Source organism: Micromonospora marincola (assembly GCF_056150385.1).
Map to the genome: position 1 here is coordinate 398,101 of NZ_JAXCFT010000005.1, position 23,370 is coordinate 421,470.

General features: G+C 69.9%; 20 protein-coding genes and 4 tRNA genes. 22 read left to right on the forward strand and 2 right to left on the reverse strand.

Going from position 1 to position 23,370, the window contains the following annotated elements:
* The first annotated feature begins 50 nt into the window (after window positions 1-50).
* Together SM450_RS15400 and SM450_RS15405 are read left to right on the forward strand one after the other, a co-directional pair.
* Window positions 51-1,310, forward strand: a complete 1,260-nt coding sequence (locus tag SM450_RS15400) for an MFS transporter (protein WP_474620416.1) — start codon at window positions 51-53, stop codon at window positions 1,308-1,310.
* Window positions 1,311-1,409: 99 nt separating this feature from the next.
* On the forward strand, window positions 1,410-1,880 hold the full coding sequence (locus SM450_RS15405; RefSeq protein WP_474620417.1) for a VOC family protein: 471 nt from the start codon (window positions 1,410-1,412) through the stop codon (window positions 1,878-1,880).
* Window positions 1,881-2,023: 143 nt separating this feature from the next.
* Here SM450_RS15405 and SM450_RS15410 read toward each other — a convergent pair whose 3' ends face one another.
* Entirely contained in the window at window positions 2,024-2,518 is a 495-nt protein-coding gene (locus SM450_RS15410) for a YajQ family cyclic di-GMP-binding protein (protein ID WP_474620418.1), read from the reverse strand.
* A 147-nt stretch (window positions 2,519-2,665) separates the two neighbouring features.
* On the opposite strand from SM450_RS15410, the gene SM450_RS15415 reads away from it, so the two are divergent.
* A tRNA-Tyr gene (locus SM450_RS15415) sits at window positions 2,666-2,749 on the forward strand.
* 72 nt (window positions 2,750-2,821) lie between these two features.
* On the opposite strand, the gene SM450_RS15420 is transcribed toward SM450_RS15415, so the two are convergent.
* Entirely contained in the window at window positions 2,822-3,268 is a 447-nt protein-coding gene (locus SM450_RS15420) for a hypothetical protein (RefSeq protein ID WP_474620419.1), read from the reverse strand.
* Between the two features lie 86 nt (window positions 3,269-3,354).
* Between SM450_RS15420 and SM450_RS15425 the strand changes: the two genes are divergently transcribed.
* The 19 genes from SM450_RS15425 to SM450_RS15515 all read left to right on the forward strand — a co-directional run bounded on the left by SM450_RS15425 (window position 3,355) and on the right by SM450_RS15515 (window position 23,067).
* Window positions 3,355-3,885: a hypothetical protein gene (locus SM450_RS15425; protein WP_474620420.1), complete on the forward strand. Its 531-nt coding sequence runs from the start codon at window positions 3,355-3,357 to the stop codon at window positions 3,883-3,885.
* A 615-nt stretch (window positions 3,886-4,500) separates the two neighbouring features.
* Complete coding sequence (locus SM450_RS15430; RefSeq protein ID WP_474620421.1) at window positions 4,501-7,029, forward strand: putative bifunctional diguanylate cyclase/phosphodiesterase; 2,529 nt, start codon at window positions 4,501-4,503, stop codon at window positions 7,027-7,029.
* Window positions 7,030-7,124: 95 nt separating this feature from the next.
* A tRNA-Thr gene (locus SM450_RS15435) sits at window positions 7,125-7,197 on the forward strand.
* Between the two features lie 25 nt (window positions 7,198-7,222).
* Window positions 7,223-7,295: transfer RNA gene (locus SM450_RS15440), tRNA-Met, on the forward strand.
* A 131-nt stretch (window positions 7,296-7,426) separates the two neighbouring features.
* On the forward strand, window positions 7,427-7,594 hold the full coding sequence (gene rpmG / locus SM450_RS15445) for a 50S ribosomal protein L33 (RefSeq protein ID WP_013288652.1): 168 nt from the start codon (window positions 7,427-7,429) through the stop codon (window positions 7,592-7,594).
* Window positions 7,595-7,715: 121 nt separating this feature from the next.
* Complete coding sequence (locus SM450_RS15450; RefSeq protein ID WP_474620422.1) at window positions 7,716-8,162, forward strand: FAS1-like dehydratase domain-containing protein; 447 nt, start codon at window positions 7,716-7,718, stop codon at window positions 8,160-8,162.
* Between the two features lie 2 nt (window positions 8,163-8,164).
* Entirely contained in the window at window positions 8,165-8,557 is a 393-nt protein-coding gene (locus SM450_RS15455; RefSeq protein ID WP_474620423.1) for a MaoC family dehydratase, read from the forward strand.
* A gap of 126 nt (window positions 8,558-8,683) precedes the next feature.
* A tRNA-Trp gene (locus SM450_RS15460) sits at window positions 8,684-8,756 on the forward strand.
* A gap of 215 nt (window positions 8,757-8,971) precedes the next feature.
* Window positions 8,972-9,376 carry a preprotein translocase subunit SecE gene (gene secE / locus SM450_RS15465; protein ID WP_474620471.1) on the forward strand — a complete coding sequence of 135 codons (405 nt, stop codon included), beginning with the start codon at window positions 8,972-8,974 and terminating at the stop codon, window positions 9,374-9,376.
* A 35-nt stretch (window positions 9,377-9,411) separates the two neighbouring features.
* A complete protein-coding gene (nusG, locus tag SM450_RS15470; RefSeq protein WP_474620424.1) occupies window positions 9,412-10,134 on the forward strand; it encodes a transcription termination/antitermination protein NusG in 723 nt (240 codons plus the stop codon).
* 150 nt (window positions 10,135-10,284) lie between these two features.
* Window positions 10,285-10,716, forward strand: a complete 432-nt coding sequence (rplK, locus tag SM450_RS15475) for a 50S ribosomal protein L11 (RefSeq protein WP_474620425.1) — start codon at window positions 10,285-10,287, stop codon at window positions 10,714-10,716.
* Between the two features lie 83 nt (window positions 10,717-10,799).
* Window positions 10,800-11,516 (forward strand): 50S ribosomal protein L1, encoded by a 717-nt coding sequence (gene rplA / locus SM450_RS15480; protein ID WP_474620426.1) that lies wholly within the window; start codon window positions 10,800-10,802, stop codon window positions 11,514-11,516.
* Between the two features lie 82 nt (window positions 11,517-11,598).
* Window positions 11,599-12,573, forward strand: a complete 975-nt coding sequence (locus SM450_RS15485) for an ABC transporter ATP-binding protein (RefSeq protein ID WP_474620427.1) — start codon at window positions 11,599-11,601, stop codon at window positions 12,571-12,573.
* Window positions 12,570-13,262: a hypothetical protein gene (locus tag SM450_RS15490; RefSeq protein WP_474620428.1), complete on the forward strand. Its 693-nt coding sequence runs from the start codon at window positions 12,570-12,572 to the stop codon at window positions 13,260-13,262. The genes SM450_RS15485 and SM450_RS15490 overlap by 4 nt, the downstream gene beginning before the upstream one ends.
* A 321-nt stretch (window positions 13,263-13,583) precedes the next feature.
* Window positions 13,584-14,132 carry a 50S ribosomal protein L10 gene (gene rplJ, locus SM450_RS15495; RefSeq protein ID WP_281586599.1) on the forward strand — a complete coding sequence of 183 codons (549 nt, stop codon included), beginning with the start codon at window positions 13,584-13,586 and terminating at the stop codon, window positions 14,130-14,132.
* A 53-nt stretch (window positions 14,133-14,185) separates the two neighbouring features.
* On the forward strand, window positions 14,186-14,575 hold the full coding sequence (gene rplL, locus SM450_RS15500) for a 50S ribosomal protein L7/L12 (RefSeq protein WP_281586600.1): 390 nt from the start codon (window positions 14,186-14,188) through the stop codon (window positions 14,573-14,575).
* A gap of 572 nt (window positions 14,576-15,147) precedes the next feature.
* A complete protein-coding gene (gene rpoB / locus SM450_RS15505; RefSeq protein WP_474620429.1) occupies window positions 15,148-18,579 on the forward strand; it encodes a DNA-directed RNA polymerase subunit beta in 3,432 nt (1,143 codons plus the stop codon).
* 80 nt (window positions 18,580-18,659) lie between these two features.
* The gene (locus SM450_RS15510; RefSeq protein WP_474620430.1) at window positions 18,660-22,547 is read left to right on the forward strand and encodes a DNA-directed RNA polymerase subunit beta'; all 3,888 of its coding nucleotides are present in this window, start codon (window positions 18,660-18,662) and stop codon (window positions 22,545-22,547) included.
* A 148-nt stretch (window positions 22,548-22,695) separates the two neighbouring features.
* Entirely contained in the window at window positions 22,696-23,067 is a 372-nt protein-coding gene (locus SM450_RS15515; RefSeq protein ID WP_474620431.1) for a hypothetical protein, read from the forward strand.
* Window positions 23,068-23,370: the final 303 nt, after the last annotated feature.

Genomic DNA, 23,370 nt, shown 5'->3' on the forward strand with positions numbered 1-23,370 from the left:
CGGCGTTAGGGTCGAAGGGCTTCTGACTCATTACATCCGGGAGGTCGACCGTGGCCGCACTGCGCCAGTACCTGGGCGTCTGGCGGGTCCCCGGCGCGCCGATGCTGCTGATCCTCGGCATCGTCGGCCGGCTCGGGATCGGCATGACCCCGCTGGCGCTGCTGCTCGTGGTCGCGCAGGTCACCGGCCGCTACTCCCTCGCCGCCGTCGCCGGCGGCATCTACGCGCTCTCCGGCGCCGCGCTCAGCCCGATCGCCGGCCGCATCGCCGACCGGGTGGGCCCCACCCCGGTGCTGCTGGCCACCGCGCTCGCCCACCCGCTCGCCCTGCTCGGGCTGCTCGGCGCCAGCCGCTCCGGCGCCGGCAACCTCGCCCTGATCTACCTGGCCGCAGGCGTCGCCGGCGCCACGTACCCGCCGCTGACCGCCGCGATCCGGGGCGCCTGGAACGACCTCACCGCGCCGGCCACCGGCCGAGGCCACCTGCGCAACACCGCGCTCGCCGCCGAGACCTCCCTGTTCGAGATCGTCTTCGTGCTCGGTCCGCTGCTGGTGGCCGGCTTCGTGCTTGTCGCCGACGCCTCCGCCGCGCTGCTCGGCGCCGCCGTGGTCACCCTGGTCGGCACCGGCTCGGTCGCCCTCGGCCGGGTGATGCGCGCCTGGCGTCCGCACCCGCGCGAACACCACGCCCGAGGACTCGGCCCACTGCGGGTCGGCGGCTTCCCCGCCCTGCTGGTCTGCGTGGCAAGCCTCGGCATCGCCTTCGGCGCCTCCGGCGTGATCGTCCCGGCCTTCGCCGGGAACACCGGCGCCGAGGACCCGGAGAGCCTGGCCGGCCTACTGCTCGCCGTCTGGGGCATCGGCAGCGCCGCTGGCGGCTTCTGGTTCGGCGTACGCAAGCCGGCCGTCAACATGACCCGCCAGTTCGCCTGGCTGCTCGGCGCCGTGGCGGCCAGCCTCGCCGTCTTCGCGGTCATGCCCGGCCCGGCCGCGCTCGGCGTCGCGCTGGCGCTCGGCGGCGCCGCCATCGCCCCCGCGCTCACCCTGGAGAACACGCTTGTCGGGCGGATCGCCCCGGCCGGCATGCTGAACGAGGCGTACACCTGGGTGGTCACCATGTCGGTGGCGGCGAGCGCCGCCGGCGGCGCGGTCGCCGGCCTGCTCGTCGACCATGCCGGCGGCGTGCCGTGGGCGTTCGTCTTCGCCGGGGCGGCGGTCGCCGTCGGGGCCGCGGTCGCCGCGCCGCCCGGCGGCCCGATCGCCCGGGCCGAGGCAACCGCGGTACGCGCCGAGCAGTCGCTCGCCGCCTGACGGCAACAGGCCGAGGAGCACGGTCGCCACCACGACTAGACGTCGCGTCTAAAAAACGTGCTTGAGCCTTCCGTTACGTCAGTCTTTATGGTCCCTTGCATGGACGACATCACACCCGAGGTCACGCGTGACATCTACGGCATGCCGGCGTTCGTCACGTTGACGGTCGCGGATCTTGAACGCACCCTCGACTGGTACGTCAACGGGCTCGATTTCATATCGCTCTTCACCGTGCCCGGTCCGGCCGGCGTGCCGGCACTGGTTCATCTTCGCCGCTGGCGGTACCAGGACATCCTGGTGCGCAAGGGAGTACCACCGGTCGGCGGTGAATGGACCACGAGCTTCATGGCCACCGCCGAACAACTGGATACGATCGCCGAGCGTGCTCGGACGCATAGCGGCGGTGTGGTTGAGGGACCATCCGACACGCCGTGGAACACCCGTGACCTGCGGCTCATCGACCCGGACGGGTACACGATCGTCTACACCGCCCGCCGGCCGGCAGGGGAACGTGACGAGCGCTTCAGCGCGATGATGGAGCGGGAGGCCCGCCGGCAGCTCAGCGACTAGGTGCGCGCCCCATCCGGCGAGGATCCAGGGCGCGGGAGGCCCGGTTGCTGTCGACAGCGGTGGTGACAGCAACCGGGCTGGGCGCCGGAGACCGGCAGCGGAGAGCTACGGATCAGCGCCCGACCAGGACAGCCGGGATTGGGTTACCTGTAGTTGGTGAACTGGAGCGCGATCCCGAAGTCCTCGCCCTTGAGCAATGAGATGACGGCCTGGAGGTCGTCCTTCTTCTTGCCGGTGACGCGGAGCTGGTCGCCCTGGATCTGCGCCTGGATACCCTTGGGGCCCTCGTCGCGGATCTTCTTGCTGATCGCCTTCGCCTTGTCCGTGTCGATGCCCTGGATCACCTTGGCGTCGATCTTGAAGACCTTGCCGGAGGACTTCGGGTCACCGGCGTCCAGCGACTTCAGCGAGATGTTCCGCTTGATCAGCTTCTCCTTGAAGACCTCAAGGGCGGCCCGCACCCGCTCCTCGGTCTCCGCCTGAAGGCTGATCGCCTCCTCACCCGACCAGGAGATCTCGGCACCGGTGCCGCGGAAGTCGAACCGCTGCGAGAGCTCCTTCTCCGCCTGGCGGAGGGCGTTGTCGACCTCCTGGCGGTCGGCCTTGCTCACGATGTCGAACGACGGGTTCGCTGCCATGCTCATGCTCCTGCTGTCCGGCGGTGTGTCCTGTTCCGTCCCGCACTGACCAGCGTGGGACCTCCTGACGGTACCCCGTTGCGGTGGGGCGGGGGACAACCGCTATCCTTGCTTCCGCCGCCGCGTTGCGACGCGGTGGGGTGCCCTGGCGGGTTGCCCGAGCGGCCAATGGGAGCGGACTGTAAATCCGTCGCGAAAGCTTCAGAGGTTCGAATCCTCTACCCGCCACCAGGTACAGACGCGGCCCCTGACCAGCAGAGATGCTGATCGGGGGCCGTTCTCGTCGGCCCGGCCGGGTCCGGCTCACGCCTCCGACGGCGTGGCCTCGTGCCCCGGCCTGCCGTGGGTGCGGCGCCGCTGCTTCATCTCGGCCTCGTAGATGTGCCGCCGGCCGCCGACCAGCTTCTCCCGGGCGTCCCGCTCGATCTCCTGGAACGCGGCGTAGTAGCCGTCGTCGAACTCCTCCACGATCTGGAACGTCCATCTCCCCGGTAGCAGGTTGCGTCCCAGCAGCTCCTGCTCGACCCGGTCGGCCATCTCGTCGTGCCCGGCGTCGCGGAACAGCCGCACCACCCGGTCGAGGGTGAGGTCCGCGCCGCCGACGAGCTGGTGCGCCGAGTAGAGGTGACCGCGTACGCGGTGGATCGTCTCCAGGGCCTCGCTCAACTCGCCGAGCGCTTCGATCGTGGTGTCGTCGATGCCCTGAGGTCGCGCGTGGTGATCGTCGACGGATGCTTCCTGCTCACGCATGCATGCGTCTTACCCAGCAGGAATGTCCCTTATCCAACCGGCGGGACGGGCCGCGGCCAGTTGCCGGCGGTCATCACGATGGGTGGATGGCGTGGGAGTGGCTCGGGCCGGTGACGACGGCCGTGGTGGGTGTGGTGGGCGTGACGGGGACCGTGTGGACCGCGCACGCGGGCCGGCGGCATCAGCTCGACGCGGTGCGGGCGCATGGCGCGGTCGGTGTGGCCATCGCTCTCGCGGCGGAGAAGCGGTTGGTCTATGCCCGTTCCTTCAACTCGCCAGGACGGCCCACGACGAGGCCCGGGCGCTCGTGTCCGCGGGCGAGGCGTTTGCCCCTCGACGAGGAGTCGCTGCCTCCGGTGCCGCCCGGTTCGGAGATCATTTACACCGGTCGTTACGAGATCGGTACGCCGTTCGCGCTGGCCATGGTCGCGTTGAACAGGTGCTATGACGAGGTGGTCATCGTCGGTGGTCCGGAAATCAGAAGTCATGCTACGGCCGCGATATCCGACATCAGTCGATATGCGTCAGGTGTCGGGGACAACTGGGATGTCGAGCGCACCATGGACGAGGTTTCCGTGCTTCTGCACGAGGATGCGACGAAGGTGACGCATGACTGATGATTCACTCGGGTTCGTAGGCGTGAAACCTTGCCTCAGACATCGATGATGGTGGAGGCTGTCCGGGGAGTCGGTCGGCGGGGAGGCGGGCCCTCCACTGTGGTCGTGGGTCACGACCGGCGGGCCTGACAGGAGAATCAGGCCTTACGCGCGGTTTACGCGGTGAAGTCGTTGTGCGCGTCTTCCGTAGCGACCGTGGGGCCGATCGTCACGCCGCGCTGGGCCGGGAGGTCGGGGCCGGCCTGTCGAACGGATGATTTCCCTGTCCGGCCACCCCTAGCAGGGGTGCGCACCGCTTTTGCGGGTGCCTGCCGTGTGGCACGATCGTGGAACCTCCACCATCGCTGTAACTCTCCCGACAGGAGCAATCATGTCTGGTCGAAGGTTGGGCCGGCTGCTTGGCTCGCTTCTCGTTCTCGCCACCCTCCTGGGTGGTGCCGCTGGGGTCGATTTCGATGGCAGCAACGGGGGCATTCAGACGCAGGACTTCGTGTGGAACTGACCGGCTTTTCCGGTCGTTGACCGTTTTGGGCCCGGCTGCCGCCTAACATGTGACGGCCGGGCAACGGCTTGCGTCGGCGGCGAAGCGGTGCACCGCCAACCCGAAGGAGCGGCATGATCGGTCGCGGCCAACCACGCCGCCGGTCGTCCGAGGACGCCTGGATCATCACGGCGCCGATGGCGTTGATCGCTGTCGCCTGTTCCGTCGTCACCGGTCTGGTCTCCGACCATCCCGTCGGCAGGTGGCCGCAGGCTGCTCTTCTGCTCGTCCTGATGGTGGTCGCGGGGATGCCCCTGCTGAGCCTGGTCGTGCGCCGGCACTCGGTCGCGATCACCCTCACCGAGCTGCCGCTGGTCCTGGCGCTCTTCTTCCTGCCGCCGCTGACGGTGGTGGTCACGTACACCGCGGCGACGCTCATCGCCCACATCCGGCACCGGTTCTCGGCGCCGAAGGTCTGGTTCAACGGGGCCCGCGCGGCCGCCGGCACCTCGCTTGCCGTGCTGCTCCTCCAGGCGCTGCCGCCGATGGTCGGGGTCGGCCCGCGGACCTGGCTGAGCATCTTCGCCGCCGTCGGCGTCGTGATGCTTGTCAGCATCACGGCCGTGGTCGCCGTGCACACGCTGCTGCACGGTTGGCAGACCGGCCGGGGGGCGTTGCGCAGCGCCAAGACGGCGCTGCTGACCGCCGCGATCAACGTCTCCATCGGCCTGATCATGCTGATCCTGGTACGCAGCAACTGGTGGTCGGTGCTGCTGCTGGCCGGGCTCGGCATCGGTCTGGTGCCGGTCTACCGCTCATACTCCCAGTTTTTCCGGCAGCACCGCACCCTCACCGATCTCTACGAGCTGACCCGGGCCGTGGTGGAGAGCGGCCAGAGCGGCACCCTGGCGGACGCCCTGCTCGTCCGCGTCCGCGCCCTGATGCAGGCCGAGTACGCCACGCTCTGGGTGCCGCCGCAGAGCCGCCACCCGGAGACGTTGCTGACCTCCCGAGCCGACGACCCCGGGCTGCTGGACGTGGCGCACACCCCGCAGGCGTTGCGCGACAAGGTGCGCAGCACCCGGCGTACGGTGGCGGTCGGACACGGCGTGACCACGGACGGTGAGTTCCGGGCGGAGTTGGGGGAGCGGCGGATCAAGGACGCGGTCGCGACGCCGCTGCGGTCCGGGCAGGTGGTGATCGGCACCCTGGAGGTGGCCAACCGGGTGGGCGACGGCAACCACTTCACCGCGGCCGACATCGCCCTGCTGGAGACGGTGGCGGCGCACGCCGCAGTCGCTCTGGAGAACTCCCGCCTGGTCGACCGCCTCCGGCACGACGCCGAGCACGACGCGCTCACCAAGTTGCCGAACCGCCGGCGGCTCACCGCCGCGGTGGCCGAGGCGGTCAAGGTCGGCGCGCCGGACGAGGTGGTGGCGCTGCTGCTCTTCGACGTCGACCGGCTCCGCCAGGTCAACGAGTCGCTCGGCCACGCGGCCGGTGACAAGGTGCTGATCGAGGTGGCCGAGCGGCTGCGGGCCTGCGCGCCCTCGTCGGCGCTCGTGGGCCGGGCCGGTGGCGACGAGTTCCTGGTGACGCTCCGGTTGGAGAGCGCCGACGCGGCCCTGGAGTTGGCGGCCCAGCTCCGGGAGCAGATCCGGGACGAGATGGTCTTCGACGCGCTCACCCTGGACGTGGACACCGCCGTCGGCGTGGCCGTCCACCCCGACCACGGCAGCGACGCGGTGGCCCTGCTCCAGCGGGTCGACCTGGCCGCCAACGCGGCCAAGTCGGTGCCGGGCAGCGTGCAGCTCTACAGTCCGGCGCTGGAGTCGCGCTCGCTGCGCCGGCTCGGCCTCGCCGGCGACCTGCAACGGGCGCTCGCGGACGGTGAGCTGGAGGTCTACTTCCAGCCCAAGGTCACGCTGCGGGACCGTCGCCTGGTGGGCGTGGAGTGCCTGGCCCGCTGGGAGCACCCGGCGCACGGCACGGTCGCGCCTGACGACTTCGTGGCGGTCGCCGCGCACACCGGCCAGCTCGGCCAGCTCACCGAGTTCGTGCTGCGGGAGAGCCTGCGGCGCAGCCGCGACTGGAACCACGGCGAGCAGCCGCTCTGCGTCTCGGTCAACCTCGCCGCCCGTACGCTCAACGACCAGCACTTCCCGGCGTTGGTCCGGGACCTGCTGGCGGAGTACGGCGTTCCGCCGCAACGGCTCACCCTGGAGATCACCGAGGCCGGCGTGCTGGACGGCACCGAACGTCCCATCCCGACCCTGCGGAGCCTTCGTGACCTGGGGGTCCGCCTGGCGGTGGACGACTTCGGCACCGGCAACTCGTCCCTGGCCCAGCTCCGCCGGCTGCCGGTGCACGAGGTCAAGGTGGACCGCTCGTTCGTGCAGGGGATGGCGACCGATCCGGGCGACCTGGCCATCGTCAACGCGGTGGTGACGCTCTCGCAGCAGTTCGGCCTGACCGTGGTGGCCGAGGGGGTGGAGAGCGAGCTGACGCTTGAGCTGTTGCAGGACATCGGCTGTGAGATCGGCCAGGGCTACCTGTTCAGCCGGCCGCTGCCGTACGAGCGTCTGGAGGCGTGGTTCGGCGCCCAGGTCGACCCCGAAACGGTCGTCGCCGGGGAGCTTCCGCGCCTGCGTGTGGTGCCCTGAGCAGGTGTGCGACCTGTCGGGGGGATCCGATTTCACCTCGACGACGCGGTCGTGTACTGTTTCCTCTGCGCGACACCCCAGGGGTGATCGGGCAGGCCCCCTTAGCTCAGTCGGCAGAGCGTCTCCATGGTAAGGAGAAGGTCTACGGTTCGATTCCGTAAGGGGGCTCAGAGGGTCCGGCTGGACCCGCCACGGCGGTGTAGCTCAGATGGCAGAGCAAGCGGCTCATAATCGCTGTGTCGCCGGTTCAAGTCCGGCCACCGCTACTCTCGTCCTCCGGGCCCGCCCGGTGGCCGATGGGACGGGTGCCACAGGCGCCCGCTTTGCATGTCCGCGGCGTCAGCACGTAAGCTGACACGCCGTAGTTGATACCCGTGAGCGAGGAAGGCACTCCGCCGTGGCGAAGGCGACCGATGTCCGGCCGAAGATCACTTTGGCGTGTGTGGAGTGCAAGGAGCGCAACTACATCACGCGCAAGAACCGCCGTAACGACCCGGACCGCATCGAGCTGAAGAAGTTCTGCCCCCGGGACGGCAAGCACACCGTCCACCGCGAGACCCGCTGACGCACGGCCGGCGCGCTGCCGGCCCGCCGCAGCTTCACCGACGCCGATCCGCCCGGTCGACGGCCCTGGAGGCCCTCCGGCCGCTCGGATCGGCGTTCGTGTTTGCGTGTAGGTTCGCGGCATGTCCCTGGACCCGTCCTTCGTCGGCCGGACCTATCCGCCGACCGCCCCCTACCAGGTGGGCCGAGAAAAGATCCGTGAGTTCGCGACCGCCGTCGGCGCGACCGACCCGGCGCACCACGACCCGGAGGCGGCGCGCGCGCTCGGCCACCCCGACGTGGTGGCGCCGCCGACCTTCCCGGTGATCGTGACGATGGCGGCCAGCCGGCAGATCGTCGAGGACCCGGAGCTGGGCGTCGACTACAGCCGGGTGGTCCACGGCGACCAGCGGTTCGCGTACACCCGGCCGGTGGTGGCCGGGGACGAGCTGGTGTGCGTGAACACCATCGAGGACGTCAGCAGCCGGGGGGGCCACGGGTTCCTGACCACCCGCACCGACGTGAGCACCTCCGACGGTGAGCCGGTGGTCGCGGTCTGGTCCAAGATCGTCGTACGCGGGGAGGCGTGAGGATGGAACTGCCCGTCCAGACGTACCGGGTGACCCGGGCGGACCTGGTCCGCTACGCGGGTGCCTCGGGGGACTTCAATCCGATCCACTGGAGCGACCGGACCGCCACCGGGGTGGGCCTGCCCGGGGTGATCGCCCACGGCATGTTCACCATGGCCCTGGTCGGCCGCGCGGTCACCGGCTGGGCCGGTTCGCCGGGCGCGGTGGTCGACTTCGGCGTCCGCTTCACCCGCCCGGTGGTCGTCCCGGACACCGACGAGGGCACCGAGATCGAGGTCGCCGCGGTGGTCAAGGAGGTCACCGAGGCGGGCCTGACCAGGCTCGACATCACCGCGACGTGCCAGGGGGAGAAGGTGCTCTCGCAGGCACGGGCGCTGATCCGCACTCCGCACTGAGGACCGACCCGACTCGCGTGGGGTGGACCGGTTGGGAAAGTCGCACGACTACCCGTACACTGGTCCGCCGTGGGGCAAGTGACCCCGCTCGGCACCACGTGCCCGGGTGGAGGTGAGTTGCCGCACAGGGGTGTAGCTCAATTGGCAGAGCAGCGGTCTCCAAAACCGCAGGCTGCAGGTTCAAGTCCTGTCACCCCTGCGCCTCAGGCCTGACCGTTCCCGTGGGTCGCGCCGCCGTTCGCGGTGGCGTCCGGCCCGTGGTGGTGGCACCGGTGGGGTGGTTCCGAGGCGATCGGGGCTGTCCCGGCCGGTCCGCCGGCCGCGGCCCGTCGCGGGACGGTTGGTCCGGCCGGCGTGACCAACACGCCGCGCACGCCGCCCGGCGTGCGACCCCATACCCGCACGGAGGGCGAAGTGGCCGAGAAGAAGCGGCGCGGCGAGGACGACGGCGACGAGCGTCTGAACGACGACGCGGCTGTCGACGGCGTTGCCGACGACGATGTGGCTGACGACGACGCCGATGCGGACGAGCCGGTCTCCCGAGGCGGCACCGCGACCCGCAAGCGGGCTCACGCCGAGCCGGCCGAGGGGCGCAAGACCCGCAAGGACACCGAGCGGATCGGGCTCTTCGCCCGCATCGCGCGGTTCTTCCGCGAGGTCGTGGCCGAGCTGCGTAAGGTCATCTGGCCGACCCGCAAGGAGCTGCTGACCTACACGGCCGTGGTGGTCACCTTCGTCGCGGTGATGCTGGCGATCGTGGCCGGCCTGGACTACGGCTTCGCCAAGGCGGTGCTGTGGGTCTTCGGCAACCCCAGCTGACCTGCGGACAGCGATACTGACGGAAGTGAGCGAGCGTGCCTGAGTACGACGAGACCGCCGAGACCCCGGACGAGCAGTCCGCGGTGGCGACGGCGGACAGCAACGAGTCGGTCGAGGCCGCCAGCGAGCCGGAGTTCCCGACCACCGAGCCGGCCCCGGACGAGGACTTCGATCCGGTGGCCGAGCTGCGCCAGAAGCTGCGCTACGCGCCCGGCGACTGGTACGTGGTGCACTCGTACGCCGGCTACGAGAACAAGGTCAAGACCAACCTCGAGACCCGGATCACGTCCCTCGACATGGAGGACTACATCTACCAGGTCGAGGTGCCGACCCGGGAAGAGGTCGAGGTCAAGAACGGCAAGCGGTCGCAGGTCCAGGCGAAGGTCTTCCCGGGCTACATCCTGGTCCGGATGGAGCTGACCGCCGAGTCCTACTCCTGCGTCCGGAACACCCCGGGGGTCACCGGCTTCGTCGGCGCCACCGACCGGGCCGACCGGCCGGCGCCGCTGAGCCTCGACGAGGTGCTCAAGTGGCTCGCCCCGGCGGTCGAGACCGAGCAGAAGAAGGCAAAGCCCGAGATCAAGGTCCTCGACTTCGAGGTCGGCGACTCGGTCACCGTCACCGACGGCGCGTTCGCTTCGCTGCCGGCGACGATCAGCGAGATCAACGCCGATCAGCAGAAGCTCAAGGTGCTGGTGTCGATCTTCGGCCGGGAGACGCCGGTCGAGCTGAACTTCAACCAGGTCGCCAAGATCTGACGTACGTCCGCACCGGCGGTCGGCCTTCGCGGGCCGGCCGCCGGTGTCGCGTCGGACTGCGCTACTCTTGAACGTCGGCCGTCCGCACCGCGCTGACCGTGCGCGCCCGCGGGCGGCGGAAAATCCCGGTTCCAAGCCCCAGGAAGAGACATGCCTCCGAAGAAGAAGCTCGTCAAGACGTTCACGCTTCAGCTCCCGGCGGGCCAGGCCACTCCGGCGCCGCCGGTCGGCCCGGCGCTCGGCCAGCACGGCGTGAACATCATGGAGTTCTGCAAGTCCTACAACGCGCAGACCGAGTCCCAGCGGGGCGACGTCGTCCCCGCCGAGATCAGCGTCTACGAGGACCGCACCTTCACCTTCGTGCTGAAGACCCCGCCCGCCGCCCGGCTGCTGATCAAGGCCGCCGGCGTGCAGAAGGGCTCGGGCGTCCCGGACAAGGAGAAGGTCGGCTCGGTCACCCGCGCCCAGCTGCGTGAGATCGCCGAGAAGAAGATGGCCGACCTCAACGCCAACGACATCGACCAGGCCGAGAAGATCATCGCGGGCACCGCCCGGTCGATGGGTCTGACCGTCGCCGACTGATCTCGCTCCACCGCTCCACCCGATCCGTTCGTGGGAGGGCCGCGATGCCGCGCGCCCGCCAGAGACCACAGGAGTCACCAGAAATGCAGCGCAGCAAGAGCTACCGCAAGGCCGCCGAGGTCATCGACCGGTCCAAGCTCTACGCCCCCGCCGAGGCCGTCAAGCTGGCCAAGGAGAACACCAACGTCAAGTTCGACGCCACGGTCGAGGTCGCCATGCGCCTCGGCGTCGACCCCCGCAAGGCGGACCAGATGGTCCGCGGCACGGTCAACCTGCCGCACGGCACCGGTAAGACCGCCCGCGTGATCGTCTTCGCCGCCGGCGCGAAGGCCGAGGAGGCCGCCGCGGCGGGTGCGGACGAGGTGGGCACCGACGAGCTGGTCGCCCGGATCCAGGGTGGTTGGCTGGACTTCGACGCGGCGATCGCCACGCCGGACCAGATGGCCAAGATCGGCCGGATCGCGCGGATCCTGGGCCCGCGCGGCCTGATGCCGAACCCGAAGACCGGCACCGTGACCATGGACGTCACCAAGGCGGTCGCGGACATCAAGGGTGGCAAGATCACCTTCCGGGTGGACAAGCACTCCAACCTGCACCTGATCATCGGCAAGGCGTCCTTCTCGGAGACCCAGCTGGTGGACAACTACGCCGCGGTGCTGGACGAGGTGCTCCGCGCCAAGCCGTCCGCGGCCAAGGGCACCTACCTCCGGAAGGTCACCCTGACCACCACCATGGGCCCGGGCGTCCCGGTCGACCCGAAGGTGGTCAAGAACATCCAGGAAGGCTCGGCCGAGGGCTGAGCACGCGCGCTTCCCGGACGGGGCCCCGCCACCACGCCGTGGCGGGGCCCCGTCCGTCTGTCCGTTGTGGCAGGCTCGGCGCATGCGGTTCGACGGGGTATGGCTCCGCTACCACAGGCGCGGTCCGTGGGTGCTGCGGCAGGTCGACGCGGCGATCGGCCCGGGTGATGTCGTGGTCGTGCTCGGCCGCAACGGGGCGGGCAAGTCCACGCTGCTCCAGCTCGCCGCCGGGGTGTTGCGTCCGGGCCGGGGCCGGGTGGTCGACCGGCCGGCCACCGTCGGCTGGGTGCCGGAGCGGTTCCCGGCCGACCAGCCGTTCACCGTCGGGGCCTACCTGGCCGCGATGGGCCGCGTCGCCGGCCTGCCCGGGCCCGCCGCCGACCGGGCGGTGCGCCAATGGGTGGAACGGCTGGGCCTGACCCGGTTCCACGACGTGCGCCTGCCGCAGCTGTCGAAGGGCACCGCCCAGAAGGTCGGCTTGGCGCAGGCACTGTTGCGTCCACCCGGCCTGCTCGTGCTCGATGAGCCCTGGGAGGGGCTCGACGCGGCGGCCCGCGAGCTGGTCCCCGAGATGATCGGCGAGGTGCTGGCGGGCGGCGGTGCGGTGCTTGTCAGCGACCACCGGGGGGAGACCGTCCGCCTGCCCGGCGCCCGGCAGTGGTCGGTCACCGACGGCACGCTTGCCGAGGCGGCGTCGTCCGGGGGTTCGGCCGTCGCCGTGGTCGAGCTGGCGGTGCCGGCCGCGCGGCTCGCCACCACCGTCGCCCGCCTGCGCGCCGACGGCCACCAGATCCTTCGGGTACGCGACCACGCCGTCCCCACCTCTGCCACGCCCCCGGAGCCGGCGCTCGCCGAGCCGCCGGGCGTCCCGTCCGAGGCTCCGCCGGGCGTCCCGTCCGACGAGACGCTGTCCGTCGACGTCGCGCCGTCTGTGGACCTGGCGCCAGGTGACGACCTCGCGCCGTCTGTGGACCCCGCGCCGGGTGACGATCCGGCCGGGGAAGCCCCGGCCGTCGGGGCAAGCCGGGCCGGCACGACGTCTGAGGTGACTCGATGATCGCCCTGGTGCGGCTGCGGCTGGCCGGCTTCGTGCACACCGGACGGGCGCTGGCACCGATGCTGGCCGGCCTGTTCGCCCTGGGCATCCTCTACGGCGGCGGTGGCGGGGGTCGGCCCGCGGAGGTCTACGGTGTCTCCGCGGTGGTGATCTTTCCGGTGCTGGCCTGGCAGACCAAGATCCTGCTGGATGTCGAACCCGACGTGCAGCGCCGGTTGGCCCGGGTCGTGGTCGGGCCGGCCCGGGAACGGGCGGCCGGCCTGCTCGCGGCGCTCGTCGCCGGGCTCGCCCTGGTGCTTGTCGCGCTGACGATGCCGTGGCCGCTCGGCGCGGTGTCGCTGGCGAGCGGGCCGGAGGGCCGGCCGGCTCTCGTCGGGGTGGCGCTCGGCGTCTGGGCACACCTGCTCGGGTTGCCGGCCGCGGTGGCTCTCGGCGCGTTGGCCAGCCGGGCGATCACCCGCAGCGCCGGCTACGGGGCGGCCGTGCTGGCGGTCGGGCTGGTCGGGGTGGTGGTGTGCGGGCTGTCCGGCTCGGTGGTGCCGTGGCTGGTCCCACCGGTGATGGCGACCGCGCGGGCCGTCGGCGGGCCGATCGCTGCCGGCACCGGGCTGCTGCTCACCGGCTGGGCGGCGCTCTGGACCGCGGTGGTGCTGGCCGGCTACGCCTGGGGGCGGCGCACCCGGGCCTGAGCAGGTGCGGGTGACGGGGAGCACCCGGAGGCGATTTGGCGCTGCGGCTCACGTCGCGTAACCTGGTGCGGTAGTTCCACCCAAAGACCGCTGGTCACCGTGCCCCGGCACGGTCGAAGGTCCCGCGACGACGGGCGACCCGCGCAGGGCGGCAAGCGAAACTCGGTGTCACGCACGGCCCGCCGACCGTGCCCCATGATCCCGGCCCTCGCCCCGTGCGCCCTGCGCCGGGGCTTTTTCGTTGTCGCGGTCCCTCCGCCGCCGTCGCGAGCCTCCGCTCGTCGCCGGCGTGCCAGCTCCGAGCAACGAGAGAGGAGGGACATGGCGGACAAGCCGATCCGGGCCGACAAGGCCACGGCCGTCTCCGAGCTGACCGAGAGCTTCCGCTCGTCGGGAGCCACTGTGCTCACCGAATACCGCGGGCTCACGGTTTCGCAGCTCACCCAGCTGCGGCGCACGCTCGGCAAGGAGACCAGCTACACGGTCGCGAAGAACACGCTTGCCAAGCGTGCCGCGGCCGATGCGGGCATCTCCGGCCTCGACGAGCTGTTCACCGGTCCTACCGCGCTGACTTTCGTTTCGGGCGACGTCGTCGAGGCGGCGAAGGGGCTTCGCGACTTCGCGAAGGCCAACCCGAAGCTCGTCATCAAGGGCGGTGTCTTCGAGGGCAAGGCCATTTCCGCGGCCGAGGTCACGAAGCTCGCCGACCTGGAGTCCCGCGAGGTGCTGCTGGCCAAGCTGGCCGGCGCCATGAAGGGCAACCTGAGCAAGGCCGCGGCCCTGTTCCAGGCCCCGCTCTCCAAGGCCGCCCGCGCGGCGGCGGCCCTGGCGGACAAGAAGCGCGAGCAGGAGGGCGCCGAGGCGGCCTGAGGCCGTACGGCGCACCACATTCTTAGTTTCCACTTGCAGAAAGGACGCCAGCTATGGCGAAGCTCAGCACCGACGAGCTGCTTGACGCGTTCAAGGAGATGACGCTGATCGAGCTCTCCGAGTTCGTGAAGCAGTTCGAGGAGACCTTCGAGGTCACCGCCGCCGCTCCGGTCGCGGTTGCCGCGGCCGGCGGTGCCGGTGGCGCCGCCGCCGCTCCGGCGGAGGAGGAGAAGGACGAGTTCGACGTCATCCTCGACGCCGACGGTGGCAAGAAGATCCAGGTCATCAAGGTCGTGCGCGAGCTGACCGGCCTGGGCCTCAAGGAGGCCAAGGACCTGGTCGAGGCCGCTCCGAAGGCCATCCTGGAGAAGGCCAACAAGGAGACCGCCGAGAAGGCGAAGGCCAAGCTCGAGGGCGAGGGCGCCAAGGTCACCCTCAAGTGACCTCGGTCTGACCTGGCGCGCGTCCGGCTCACGTGAGCCGGGGCACACCGCGCCGCGGCGGGCGGTGATCCGGAACCGGATCACCGCCCGCCGTGTTCGTACCACCCGGCGGCACCGGCGTGAGCAGGGCGTACAGCATCCTCGCACCGATTTCCCAGCGACCTGGGGCAGGTAGTCCCGTCGGGGGAAAGACACCCCGAGCGGTAACCGGCCCTTGACGCGACACGGCCCGGCAGGCACGCTGACATCAGCAAGACCTTCCGCGCTTGCAACGGCCGCCACTCGGGTAAGGGCAACGGCAGCACCACCGCTGCGGCACCCGAGCGGACCGGCAGGAGCGTCGCGTTCCGAGCGGCCCGGTGGACCCGGTTTTCCGAGGTCCCAGGGCTTGTTCCGCGACGACCTGCGGGGTGGGCTGGACAGCGGTTAGCCTCTCGGCTACACTGCTAGTTTGCGCTGCCTTCCGACTTGACCCCTGCTCGGAAATGTCCGATTGTGGATATTTCTGGTGGGGTCATTGGAGTGCACGCGTACCAGCCGTTCTGCAGCACCGGTCCTCGGAAGGACGCATCTTGGCAGCTTCCCGCCCTGCGAAGACCAGTCGTACGTCGAGCGCTTTCGCGCCCCGCCGAGTTTCTTTCGGTCGGATCACCGAACACCTCGAGGTCCCCAACCTCCTCGCCATTCAGAACGAGTCCTTCGACTGGCTCGTCGGCAACGAGGCTTGGCAGGGCCGGTCGGCGGACGACCCGCACGCACGCTCGGGTCTCGCGGAGATCCTCGACGAGATCAGTCCCATTGAGGACTTCTCCGGCACCATGTCGCTGTCCTTCTCCGCTCCGCGCTTCGACGAGGTCAAGGCCTCGATCGAGGAGTGCAAGGAGAAGGACCTGACCTACTGCGCGCCACTGTTCGTGACCGCGGAGTTCACCAACAACACCACTGGCGAGATCAAGAGCCAAACGGTGTTCATGGGTGACTTCCCGATGATGACGCCCAAGGGCACCTTCATCATCAACGGCACCGAGCGCGTCGTGGTCAGCCAGCTCGTCCGCTCGCCGGGCGTCTACTTCGACAAGCAGCCGGACAAGACCTCCGACCGCGACCTCTCCAGCGTCAAGGTCATCCCGAGTCGGGGTGCCTGGCTGGAGTTCGACATCGACAAGCGCGACACGGTCGGCGTACGCATCGACCGCAAGCGCCGGCAGGCCGTCACCGTCCTGCTCAAGGCCATCGGGTGGTCCGCGGAGCGCATCCGCGAGAAGTTCGGCTGGTCCGAGCTCATGATGACCACCCTGGAGAAGGACCACATCGCCGGGCAGGACGAGGCCCTGCTCGACATCTACCGGAAGCTCCGCCCTGGCGAGCCGCCGACCCGTGAGAACGCCCAGACCCTGCTCGACAACCTCTTCTTCAACCCGAAGCGGTACGACGTCGCCAAGGTCGGGCGCTACAAGTTCAACAAGAAGCTCGAAGTCGGCGTGCCGATGAACACCGGCACCCTCACCGAGGACGACATCGTCGCCACCGTGGAATACCTCTGCCGGCTGCACGCCGGTGAGGAGGGCTACGAGGCCGACGACATCGACCACTTCGGCAACCGTCGCCTGCGCACCGTGGGCGAGCTGATCCAGAACCAGGTCCGGGTGGGTCTCTCCCGGATGGAGCGGGTCGTCCGTGAGCGGATGACCACCCAGGACGTCGAGGCGATCACGCCGCAGACCCTGATCAACATCCGCCCGGTGGTGGCGGCGATCAAGGAGTTCTTCGGCACGTCGCAGCTGTCCCAGTTCATGGACCAGACCAACCCGCTGGCGGGTCTGACCCACCGGCGCCGGCTGAGCGCGCTCGGCCCGGGTGGTCTGTCCCGTGAGCGGGCCGGCTTCGAGGTCCGCGACGTGCACCCGTCCCACTACGGCCGGATGTGCCCGATCGAGACGCCGGAAGGCCCGAACATCGGCCTGATCGGCGCGCTCTCCACCTTCGCCCGGGTCAACCCGTTCGGCTTCATCGAGACGCCGTACCGGAAGGTCATCGACGGTCGGGTCACCGACCAGATCGACTACCTGACCGCGGACGAGGAGGACCGGTTCGTCAAGGCGCAGGCCAACGCGCCGCTGAAGTCGGACGGCACGTTCGCCGAGGACCGCGTTCTGGTCCGCCGTAAGGGCGGCGAGACCGAGGACGTGGCGCCCGGGGCCGTGGACTACATGGACGTGTCGCCGCGGCAGATGACCTCGGTCGCCACCGCGATGATCCCGTTCCTGGAGCACGACGACGCCAACCGCGCGCTCATGGGCGCGAACATGCAGCGTCAGGCGGTGCCGCTGGTCAAGGCCGAGGCCCCGCTCGTCGGTACGGGCATGGAATACCGTGCGGCCGTGGACGCCGGCGACGTGGTCGTCGCCGAGGTCGGCGGTGTGGTCGAGGACCTCTGCGCGGACTACATCACCGTCCACCAGGACGACGGCCACCGCCGGACGTACCTGCTGCACAAGTTCCGCCGCTCCAACGCCGGCTCCTGCGTCAACCAGAAGCCGGTCGTCTTCGAGGGCGACCGCGTCGAGGCCGGTCAGGTCGTCGCCGACGGTCCGTGCACCGACGAGGGCGAGATGGCGCTCGGACGCAACCTGCTGGTGGCGTTCATGTGCTGGGAGGGCCACAACTACGAGGACGCGATCATCCTGTCGCAGCGCCTCGTGCAGCAGGACGTGCTCACCTCGATCCACATCGAGGAGCACGAGGTCGACGCCCGGGACACCAAGCTCGGTCCGGAGGAGATCACCCGCGACATCCCGAACGTCAGCGAGGAGATGCTCGCCGACCTCGACGAGCGCGGCATCATCCGGATCGGCGCCGAGGTCGTCCCCGGTGACATCCTGGTCGGCAAGGTCACGCCGAAGGGCGAGACCGAGCTGACCCCGGAGGAGCGGCTGCTTCGCGCGATCTTCGGCGAGAAGGCGCGCGAGGTCCGTGACACCTCGCTGAAGGTGCCGCACGGCGAGACCGGCACGGTCATCGGCGTACGCACCTTCTCCCGCGAGGACGGCGACGAGCTGCCCCCGGGCGTGAACGAGCTGGTGCGGGTCTACGTGGCCCAGAAGCGCAAGATCCAGGACGGTGACAAGCTCGCGGGCCGCCACGGCAACAAGGGCGTCATCTCCAAGATCCTGCCGATCGAGGACATGCCGTTCCTGGAGGACGGCACCCCGGTCGACATCGTGCTGAACCCGCTCGGTGTGCCGTCCCGGATGAACATCGGCCAGGTCCTGGAGACCCACCTCGGGTGGGTGGCCAAGACCGGCTGGAGCGTCGACGGTGACGACGAGGAGTGGAAGCGCCAGCTCAAGTCGATCAACGCGCACGAGTCCGAGCCGGACACCAATGTGGCCACTCCGGTCTTCGACGGTGCCCGCGAGGAGGAGATCTCCGGCCTGCTGTCGTCGACCCTGCCCAACCGGGACGGCAACCAGCTGATCGGGCGCACCGGCAAGGCGCAGCTGTTCGACGGCCGTTCCGGCGAGCCGCTGCCCGACCCGATCGCGGTCGGCTACGTCTACATCCTCAAGCTCAACCACCTGGTCGACGACAAGATCCACGCCCGGTCGACCGGTCCGTACTCGATGATCACGCAGCAGCCGCTGGGTGGTAAGGCGCAGTTCGGTGGCCAGCGCTTCGGCGAGATGGAGTGCTGGGCCATGCAGGCGTACGGCGCCGCCTACGCCCTCCAGGAGTTGCTGACCATCAAGTCCGACGACGTCCTCGGCCGGGTCAAGGTCTACGAGGCCATCGTCAAGGGCGAGAACATCCCCGAGCCGGGCATCCCGGAGTCGTTCAAGGTGCTGCTCAAGGAGCTGCAGTCGCTGTGCCTCAACGTCGAGGTGCTCTCCAGCGACGGTGTGGCCCTCGAGATGCGCGAGACCGACGACGAGGTGTTCCGGGCCGCGGAGGAGCTGGGCATCGACCTGTCCCGGCGCGAGCCGAGCTCGGTCGAAGAGGTCTGAGGCGTTGAGTCGGGGGCCGGCTCGCCGGCCCCCGCTCCCGCCCGTTAGCTAGCAGTACAGACGACGACATAGGGGACACAGTGCTCGACGTCAACTTCTTCGACGAGCTGCGCATTGGTCTCGCCACCGCCGACGACATCCGTCAGTGGTCCCACGGCGAGGTCAAGAAGCCCGAGACCATCAACTACCGCACCCTGAAGCCGGAGAAGGACGGGCTCTTCTGCGAGAAGATCTTCGGTCCGCAGCGGGACTGGGAGTGCTACTGCGGTAAGTACAAGCGGGTGCGCTTCAAGGGCATCATCTGCGAGCGCTGCGGCGTCGAGGTGACCCGCTCCAAGGTTCGCCGGGAGCGGATGGGTCACATCGAGCTGGCCGCTCCGGTGACCCACATCTGGTACTTCAAGGGCGTGCCGAGCCGGCTGGGCTACCTGCTGGACCTCGCCCCGAAGGACCTCGAAAAGATCATCTACTTCGCCTCGTACGTCGTGACGAGCGTGGACGCCGACGCGCGTCACCGCGACCTCTCGACGATCGAGAACGAGATCCTGGCCGAGAAGCGGCAGTCCGAGAACAGCCGCGACTCGGAGATCGAGAAGCGGGCCGCCAAGTTGGAGGCCGACCTGGCCGAGCTGGAGGCCGAGGGCGCGAAGGCGGACGTCCGGCGCAAGGTCAAGGAGGGCGGAGAGCGCGAGATGCGCCAGATCCGCGACCGGGCCCAGCGCGAGATCGACCGCCTCGACGAGGTCCTCGACACCTTCCGCAAGCTCGAGCCGAAGCAGTTGGTCACCGACGAGCTGCTCTACCGCGAGCTGCGGGACCGCTTCGGTGAGTACTTCACCGGCAGCATGGGCGCCGAGGCCATCAAGGCGCTGGTCCAGAACATGGACCTCACCGCCGAGGCGGAGAACCTGCGCGAGACCATCCGTTCCGGCAAGGGCCAGCGGAAGATCCGGGCGCTCAAGCGGCTGAAGGTCGTCGCGGCGTTCCAGAACACCCGGAACTCGCCGCTCGGCATGGTGCTGGACTGCGTACCGGTCATCCCGCCGGACCTGCGCCCGATGGTGCAGCTCGACGGTGGCCGGTTCGCGACCTCCGACCTGAACGACCTCTACCGTCGGGTGATCAACCGGAACAACCGCCTCAAGCGGCTGATCGACCTCGGCGCGCCCGAGATCATCGTCAACAACGAGAAGCGGATGCTCCAGGAGGCCGTCGACGCGCTGTTCGACAACGGCCGTCGCGGTCGTCCGGTCACCGGCCCGGGTAACCGGCCGCTGAAGTCGCTCTCCGACATGCTCAAGGGCAAGCAGGGCCGGTTCCGGCAGAACCTGCTCGGCAAGCGCGTCGACTACTCGGGCCGTTCGGTCATCGTGGTCGGCCCGAAGCTCAAGCTGCACCAGTGCGGCCTGCCCAAGCAGATGGCGCTGGAGCTGTTCAAGCCGTTCGTGATGAAGCGGCTTGTCGACCTCAACCACGCGCAGAACATCAAGTCCGCCAAGCGGATGGTCGAGCGGCAGCGGCCGGTCGTGTGGGACGTGCTGGAAGAGGTCATCGGCGAGCACCCGGTCCTGCTGAACCGGGCGCCCACCCTGCACCGCCTGGGCATCCAGGCCTTCGAGCCGCAGCTGGTCGAGGGCAAGGCGATCCAGATCCACCCGCTGGTCTGCACCGCGTTCAACGCCGACTTCGACGGTGACCAGATGGCGGTCCACGTGCCGCTGTCCGCCGAGGCCCAGGCCGAGGCGCGGATCCTGATGCTGTCGTCGAACAACATCCTCAAGCCGGCCGACGGCAAGCCGGTCACCATGCCCACCCAGGACATGGTCATCGGTCTCTACCACCTCACCCACCTCACTCCGGGTGGCACGGGCGAGGGCCGGGCGTTCAGCTCGGACGCCGAGGCGCGGATGGCGTACGACAACGGCGAGCTGCACCTGCAGACCCCGGTCAAGATCCGGCTGCACGACGTGATCGGTGTCGACAACGGCGCCGGCGCGCAGCCGTGGACCGCGCCCGAGGGCTGGGTCGAGGGCACGCCGGTGACGGTGGAGACCACGCTGGGCCGGGTCCTGTTCAACGAGACGCTGCCCCCGGGCTACCGCTTCGTGAACTACGAGATCCGCAAGGGCCAGCTCTCCGCGATCGTCAACGACCTCGCCGAGCGCTTCCCGAAGGTGGCCCTGGCGGCCACCCTGGACGGGCTCAAGGAGGCCGGTTTCCACTGGGCCACCTGGTCCGGCGTCACCATCGGCATGGAGGACGTCATCGCTCCGCCGCGTAAGCGGGAGATCCTGGAGCGGTACGAGAAGGAAGCCGACCGGATCGACAAGCAGTACCAGCGTGGTCTGATGACCGCCGAGGAGCGTCGCGGCGAGCTGATCGAGATCTGGACCAAGGCGACCAACGAGGTCGCCAAGGAGATGGACACCGCGCTGCCGCAGGAGAACCCGCTGTGGAAGATGATCAACTCGGGTGCCCGCGGTAACCTGCTCCAGCTCCGGCAGATCGCGGCGATCCGTGGTCTGGTGGCCAACCCGAAGGGCGAGATCATCCCGCGGCCGATCAAGGCCTCGTACCGGGAGGGTCTGTCCGTGCTGGAGTACTTCATCTCCACGCACGGCGCCCGGAAGGGTCTCGCGGACACCGCCCTGCGTACCGCCGACTCGGGTTACCTGACCCGTCGTCTGGTGGACGTCTCGCAGGACGTCATCATCCGCGAGGAGGACTGCGGCACCGACCGGGCGATCCCGATGCAGATCGGTGAGCAGCTGGACGGCAAGCTGGTCGTGCACGAGCACGCCGAGACCAGCGTGCACGCCCGGACGCTCGCCGACGACATCAAGGGGCCGGACGGCACCGTGGTGGCCCACCGCGGCCAGGACATCAACTCCATCGGGGTCGACGCGATCGTGGCGGCCGGCGTGGAGACGGTGCGGGTGCGCAGCGTGCTTACCTGCGAGTCGAAGCTGGGCGTCTGCGGTGCGTGCTACGGCCGCTCGCTGCCGACCGGCAAGACCGTGGACGTCGGCGAGGCGGTAGGCATCATCGCCGCCCAGTCGATCGGTGAGCCGGGTACGCAGCTGACCATGCGTACCTTCCACACCGGTGGTGTCGCGGGTGAGGACATCACCCAGGGTCTGCCCCGTGTCCAGGAGATCTTCGAGGCCCGGGTGCCGAAGGGCAAGGCGCCCATCGCCGACACCCCCGGCCGGATCCGGATCGAGGACGGCGAGCGGTCCCGCAAGATCGTGGTCATCCCGGACGACGGCAGCGACGAGATCGTCTACGACAAGATCTCCAAGCGGGTCCGGCTCCGGGCGCACGACGGCGACCACGTCGAGGTCGGCGAGAAGCTCACCGAGGGCACCATCGACCCGCACGAGCTGCTGCGCATCCTCGGCCCGCGCGCGGTCCAGGTCCACCTGACCCAGGAGGTCCAGGAGGTCTACCGCTCGCAGGGTGTGCTCATCCACGACAAGCACATCGAGATCATCATCCGCCAGATGCTCAAGCGGGTGACGGTCATCGACTCCGGCTCGACCGAGTTCCTGCCGGGCGTGCTCGTCGACCGGGCGCTGTTCGAGTCGGAGAACCGCCGGCTCGTCGGCGAGGGTGGCGAGCCCGCCGCCGGTCGTCCGGTGCTGATGGGTATCACCAAGGCCTCGTTGGCCACGGATTCCTGGCTGTCGGCGGCCTCCTTCCAGGAGACCACCCGGGTGCTGACGGACGCGGCGATCCACGCCCGCAGCGACTCGCTCATCGGCCTCAAGGAGAACGTGATCATCGGTAAGCTCATCCCGGCCGGTACGGGCATCAGCAAGTACCGCAACGTCCGGGTCGAGCCGACCGAGGAGGCGAAGGCCAAGGTCTACTCGATGACCGGCTACCCGGAGACCGACTACGGCTTCGGGCCGGCCAGCGGCCAGGCGGTGCCGTTGGACGACTTCGACTTCGGGTCGTACCGCTAAACCGCAAGAACGACGAGGCCCCCGGCGTCCGCCGGGGGCCTCGTCGCGTTCCGTGATCCACACCGGTACGCCGAGGTGGCGGGGTCGATGGGCCGCGGATGCCGCCACCTCGGCGAGCTGGTGCGCCGGGCCGAGGCATGATGGGGACATGACGACCGTGCCGGGGCAACAGGTGCCCGTCGTGCCGCAGGCGCACCGCCATCCGCACGACCCGGAGCCGGTCCGCTCCACGAAGGCCCGCGCCGTCTTCGCCCTCGGCCTGATCGGTGCGCTGACCGGGCTCTTCGTCGGCGGGGTGGTGCCGTCGACGATCGCGCTCACGCTGGTCCGGCAGGCCCGCCGGGAGGCGTACACCTCGGGTGGTTATCTCACCGGAGCCGACTGGTTGCGCCGGGGCGAGCGGCTGGCCCAGGTCGGCCTGGTGCTTACCGCCGTCGCCGTGGTGGCCGCGGTGGTGATCGGGGTGGTCCGGCACGCCGACGCCTCATTCGGGCACGACTTCGCTCCGAACATGGACTGACCCGGTGGGGGAGCGGGCTCCGCGCCGGCCACCCGGCGGTGACCCGCGACGGTAGCCTGGCCGGTGTCCGCCGCACGGCGGGTGAGCGTGGACAGGAGGACCCCGTGACGGAACCGGCTGCGCCGGGAGGCGACCCGACCCGCCCCGGTGCCGGGTCGGACCCCGCCGCGTCACCGCGGGACCCGGCTCCGACCAGCCCGTGGGCGCCGCCACCGACTGGCGGGGACGGCGCCGCTCCGGCCGGCGGGGAGCGCGCCGATCCGGCCGGCGGGCAGGCGTCCGGGCCGCCCGGCCCTTGGCCAC

Coding starts and splice junctions, on each gene's coding strand:
- SM450_RS15405 (WP_474620417.1), top strand. CDS start 1,410: ATGGACGACATCACACCCGAGGTCACGCGTGACATCTACGGCATGCCG.
- rplK (WP_474620425.1), top strand. CDS start 10,285: ATGCCTCCGAAGAAGAAGCTCGTCAAGACGTTCACGCTTCAGCTCCCG.
- rplA (WP_474620426.1), top strand. CDS start 10,800: ATGCAGCGCAGCAAGAGCTACCGCAAGGCCGCCGAGGTCATCGACCGG.
- SM450_RS15410 (WP_474620418.1), bottom strand. CDS start 2,518: ATGGCAGCGAACCCGTCGTTCGACATCGTGAGCAAGGCCGACCGCCAG.
- rplJ (WP_281586599.1), top strand. CDS start 13,584: ATGGCGGACAAGCCGATCCGGGCCGACAAGGCCACGGCCGTCTCCGAG.
- SM450_RS15515 (WP_474620431.1), top strand. CDS start 22,696: ATGACGACCGTGCCGGGGCAACAGGTGCCCGTCGTGCCGCAGGCGCAC.
- SM450_RS15490 (WP_474620428.1), top strand. CDS start 12,570: ATGATCGCCCTGGTGCGGCTGCGGCTGGCCGGCTTCGTGCACACCGGA.
- rplL (WP_281586600.1), top strand. CDS start 14,186: ATGGCGAAGCTCAGCACCGACGAGCTGCTTGACGCGTTCAAGGAGATG.
- SM450_RS15420 (WP_474620419.1), bottom strand. CDS start 3,268: ATGCGTGAGCAGGAAGCATCCGTCGACGATCACCACGCGCGACCTCAG.
- SM450_RS15450 (WP_474620422.1), top strand. CDS start 7,716: ATGTCCCTGGACCCGTCCTTCGTCGGCCGGACCTATCCGCCGACCGCC.
- SM450_RS15430 (WP_474620421.1), top strand. CDS start 4,501: ATGATCGGTCGCGGCCAACCACGCCGCCGGTCGTCCGAGGACGCCTGG.
- SM450_RS15485 (WP_474620427.1), top strand. CDS start 11,599: ATGCGGTTCGACGGGGTATGGCTCCGCTACCACAGGCGCGGTCCGTGG.
- SM450_RS15425 (WP_474620420.1), top strand. CDS start 3,355: ATGGCGTGGGAGTGGCTCGGGCCGGTGACGACGGCCGTGGTGGGTGTG.
- SM450_RS15455 (WP_474620423.1), top strand. CDS start 8,165: ATGGAACTGCCCGTCCAGACGTACCGGGTGACCCGGGCGGACCTGGTC.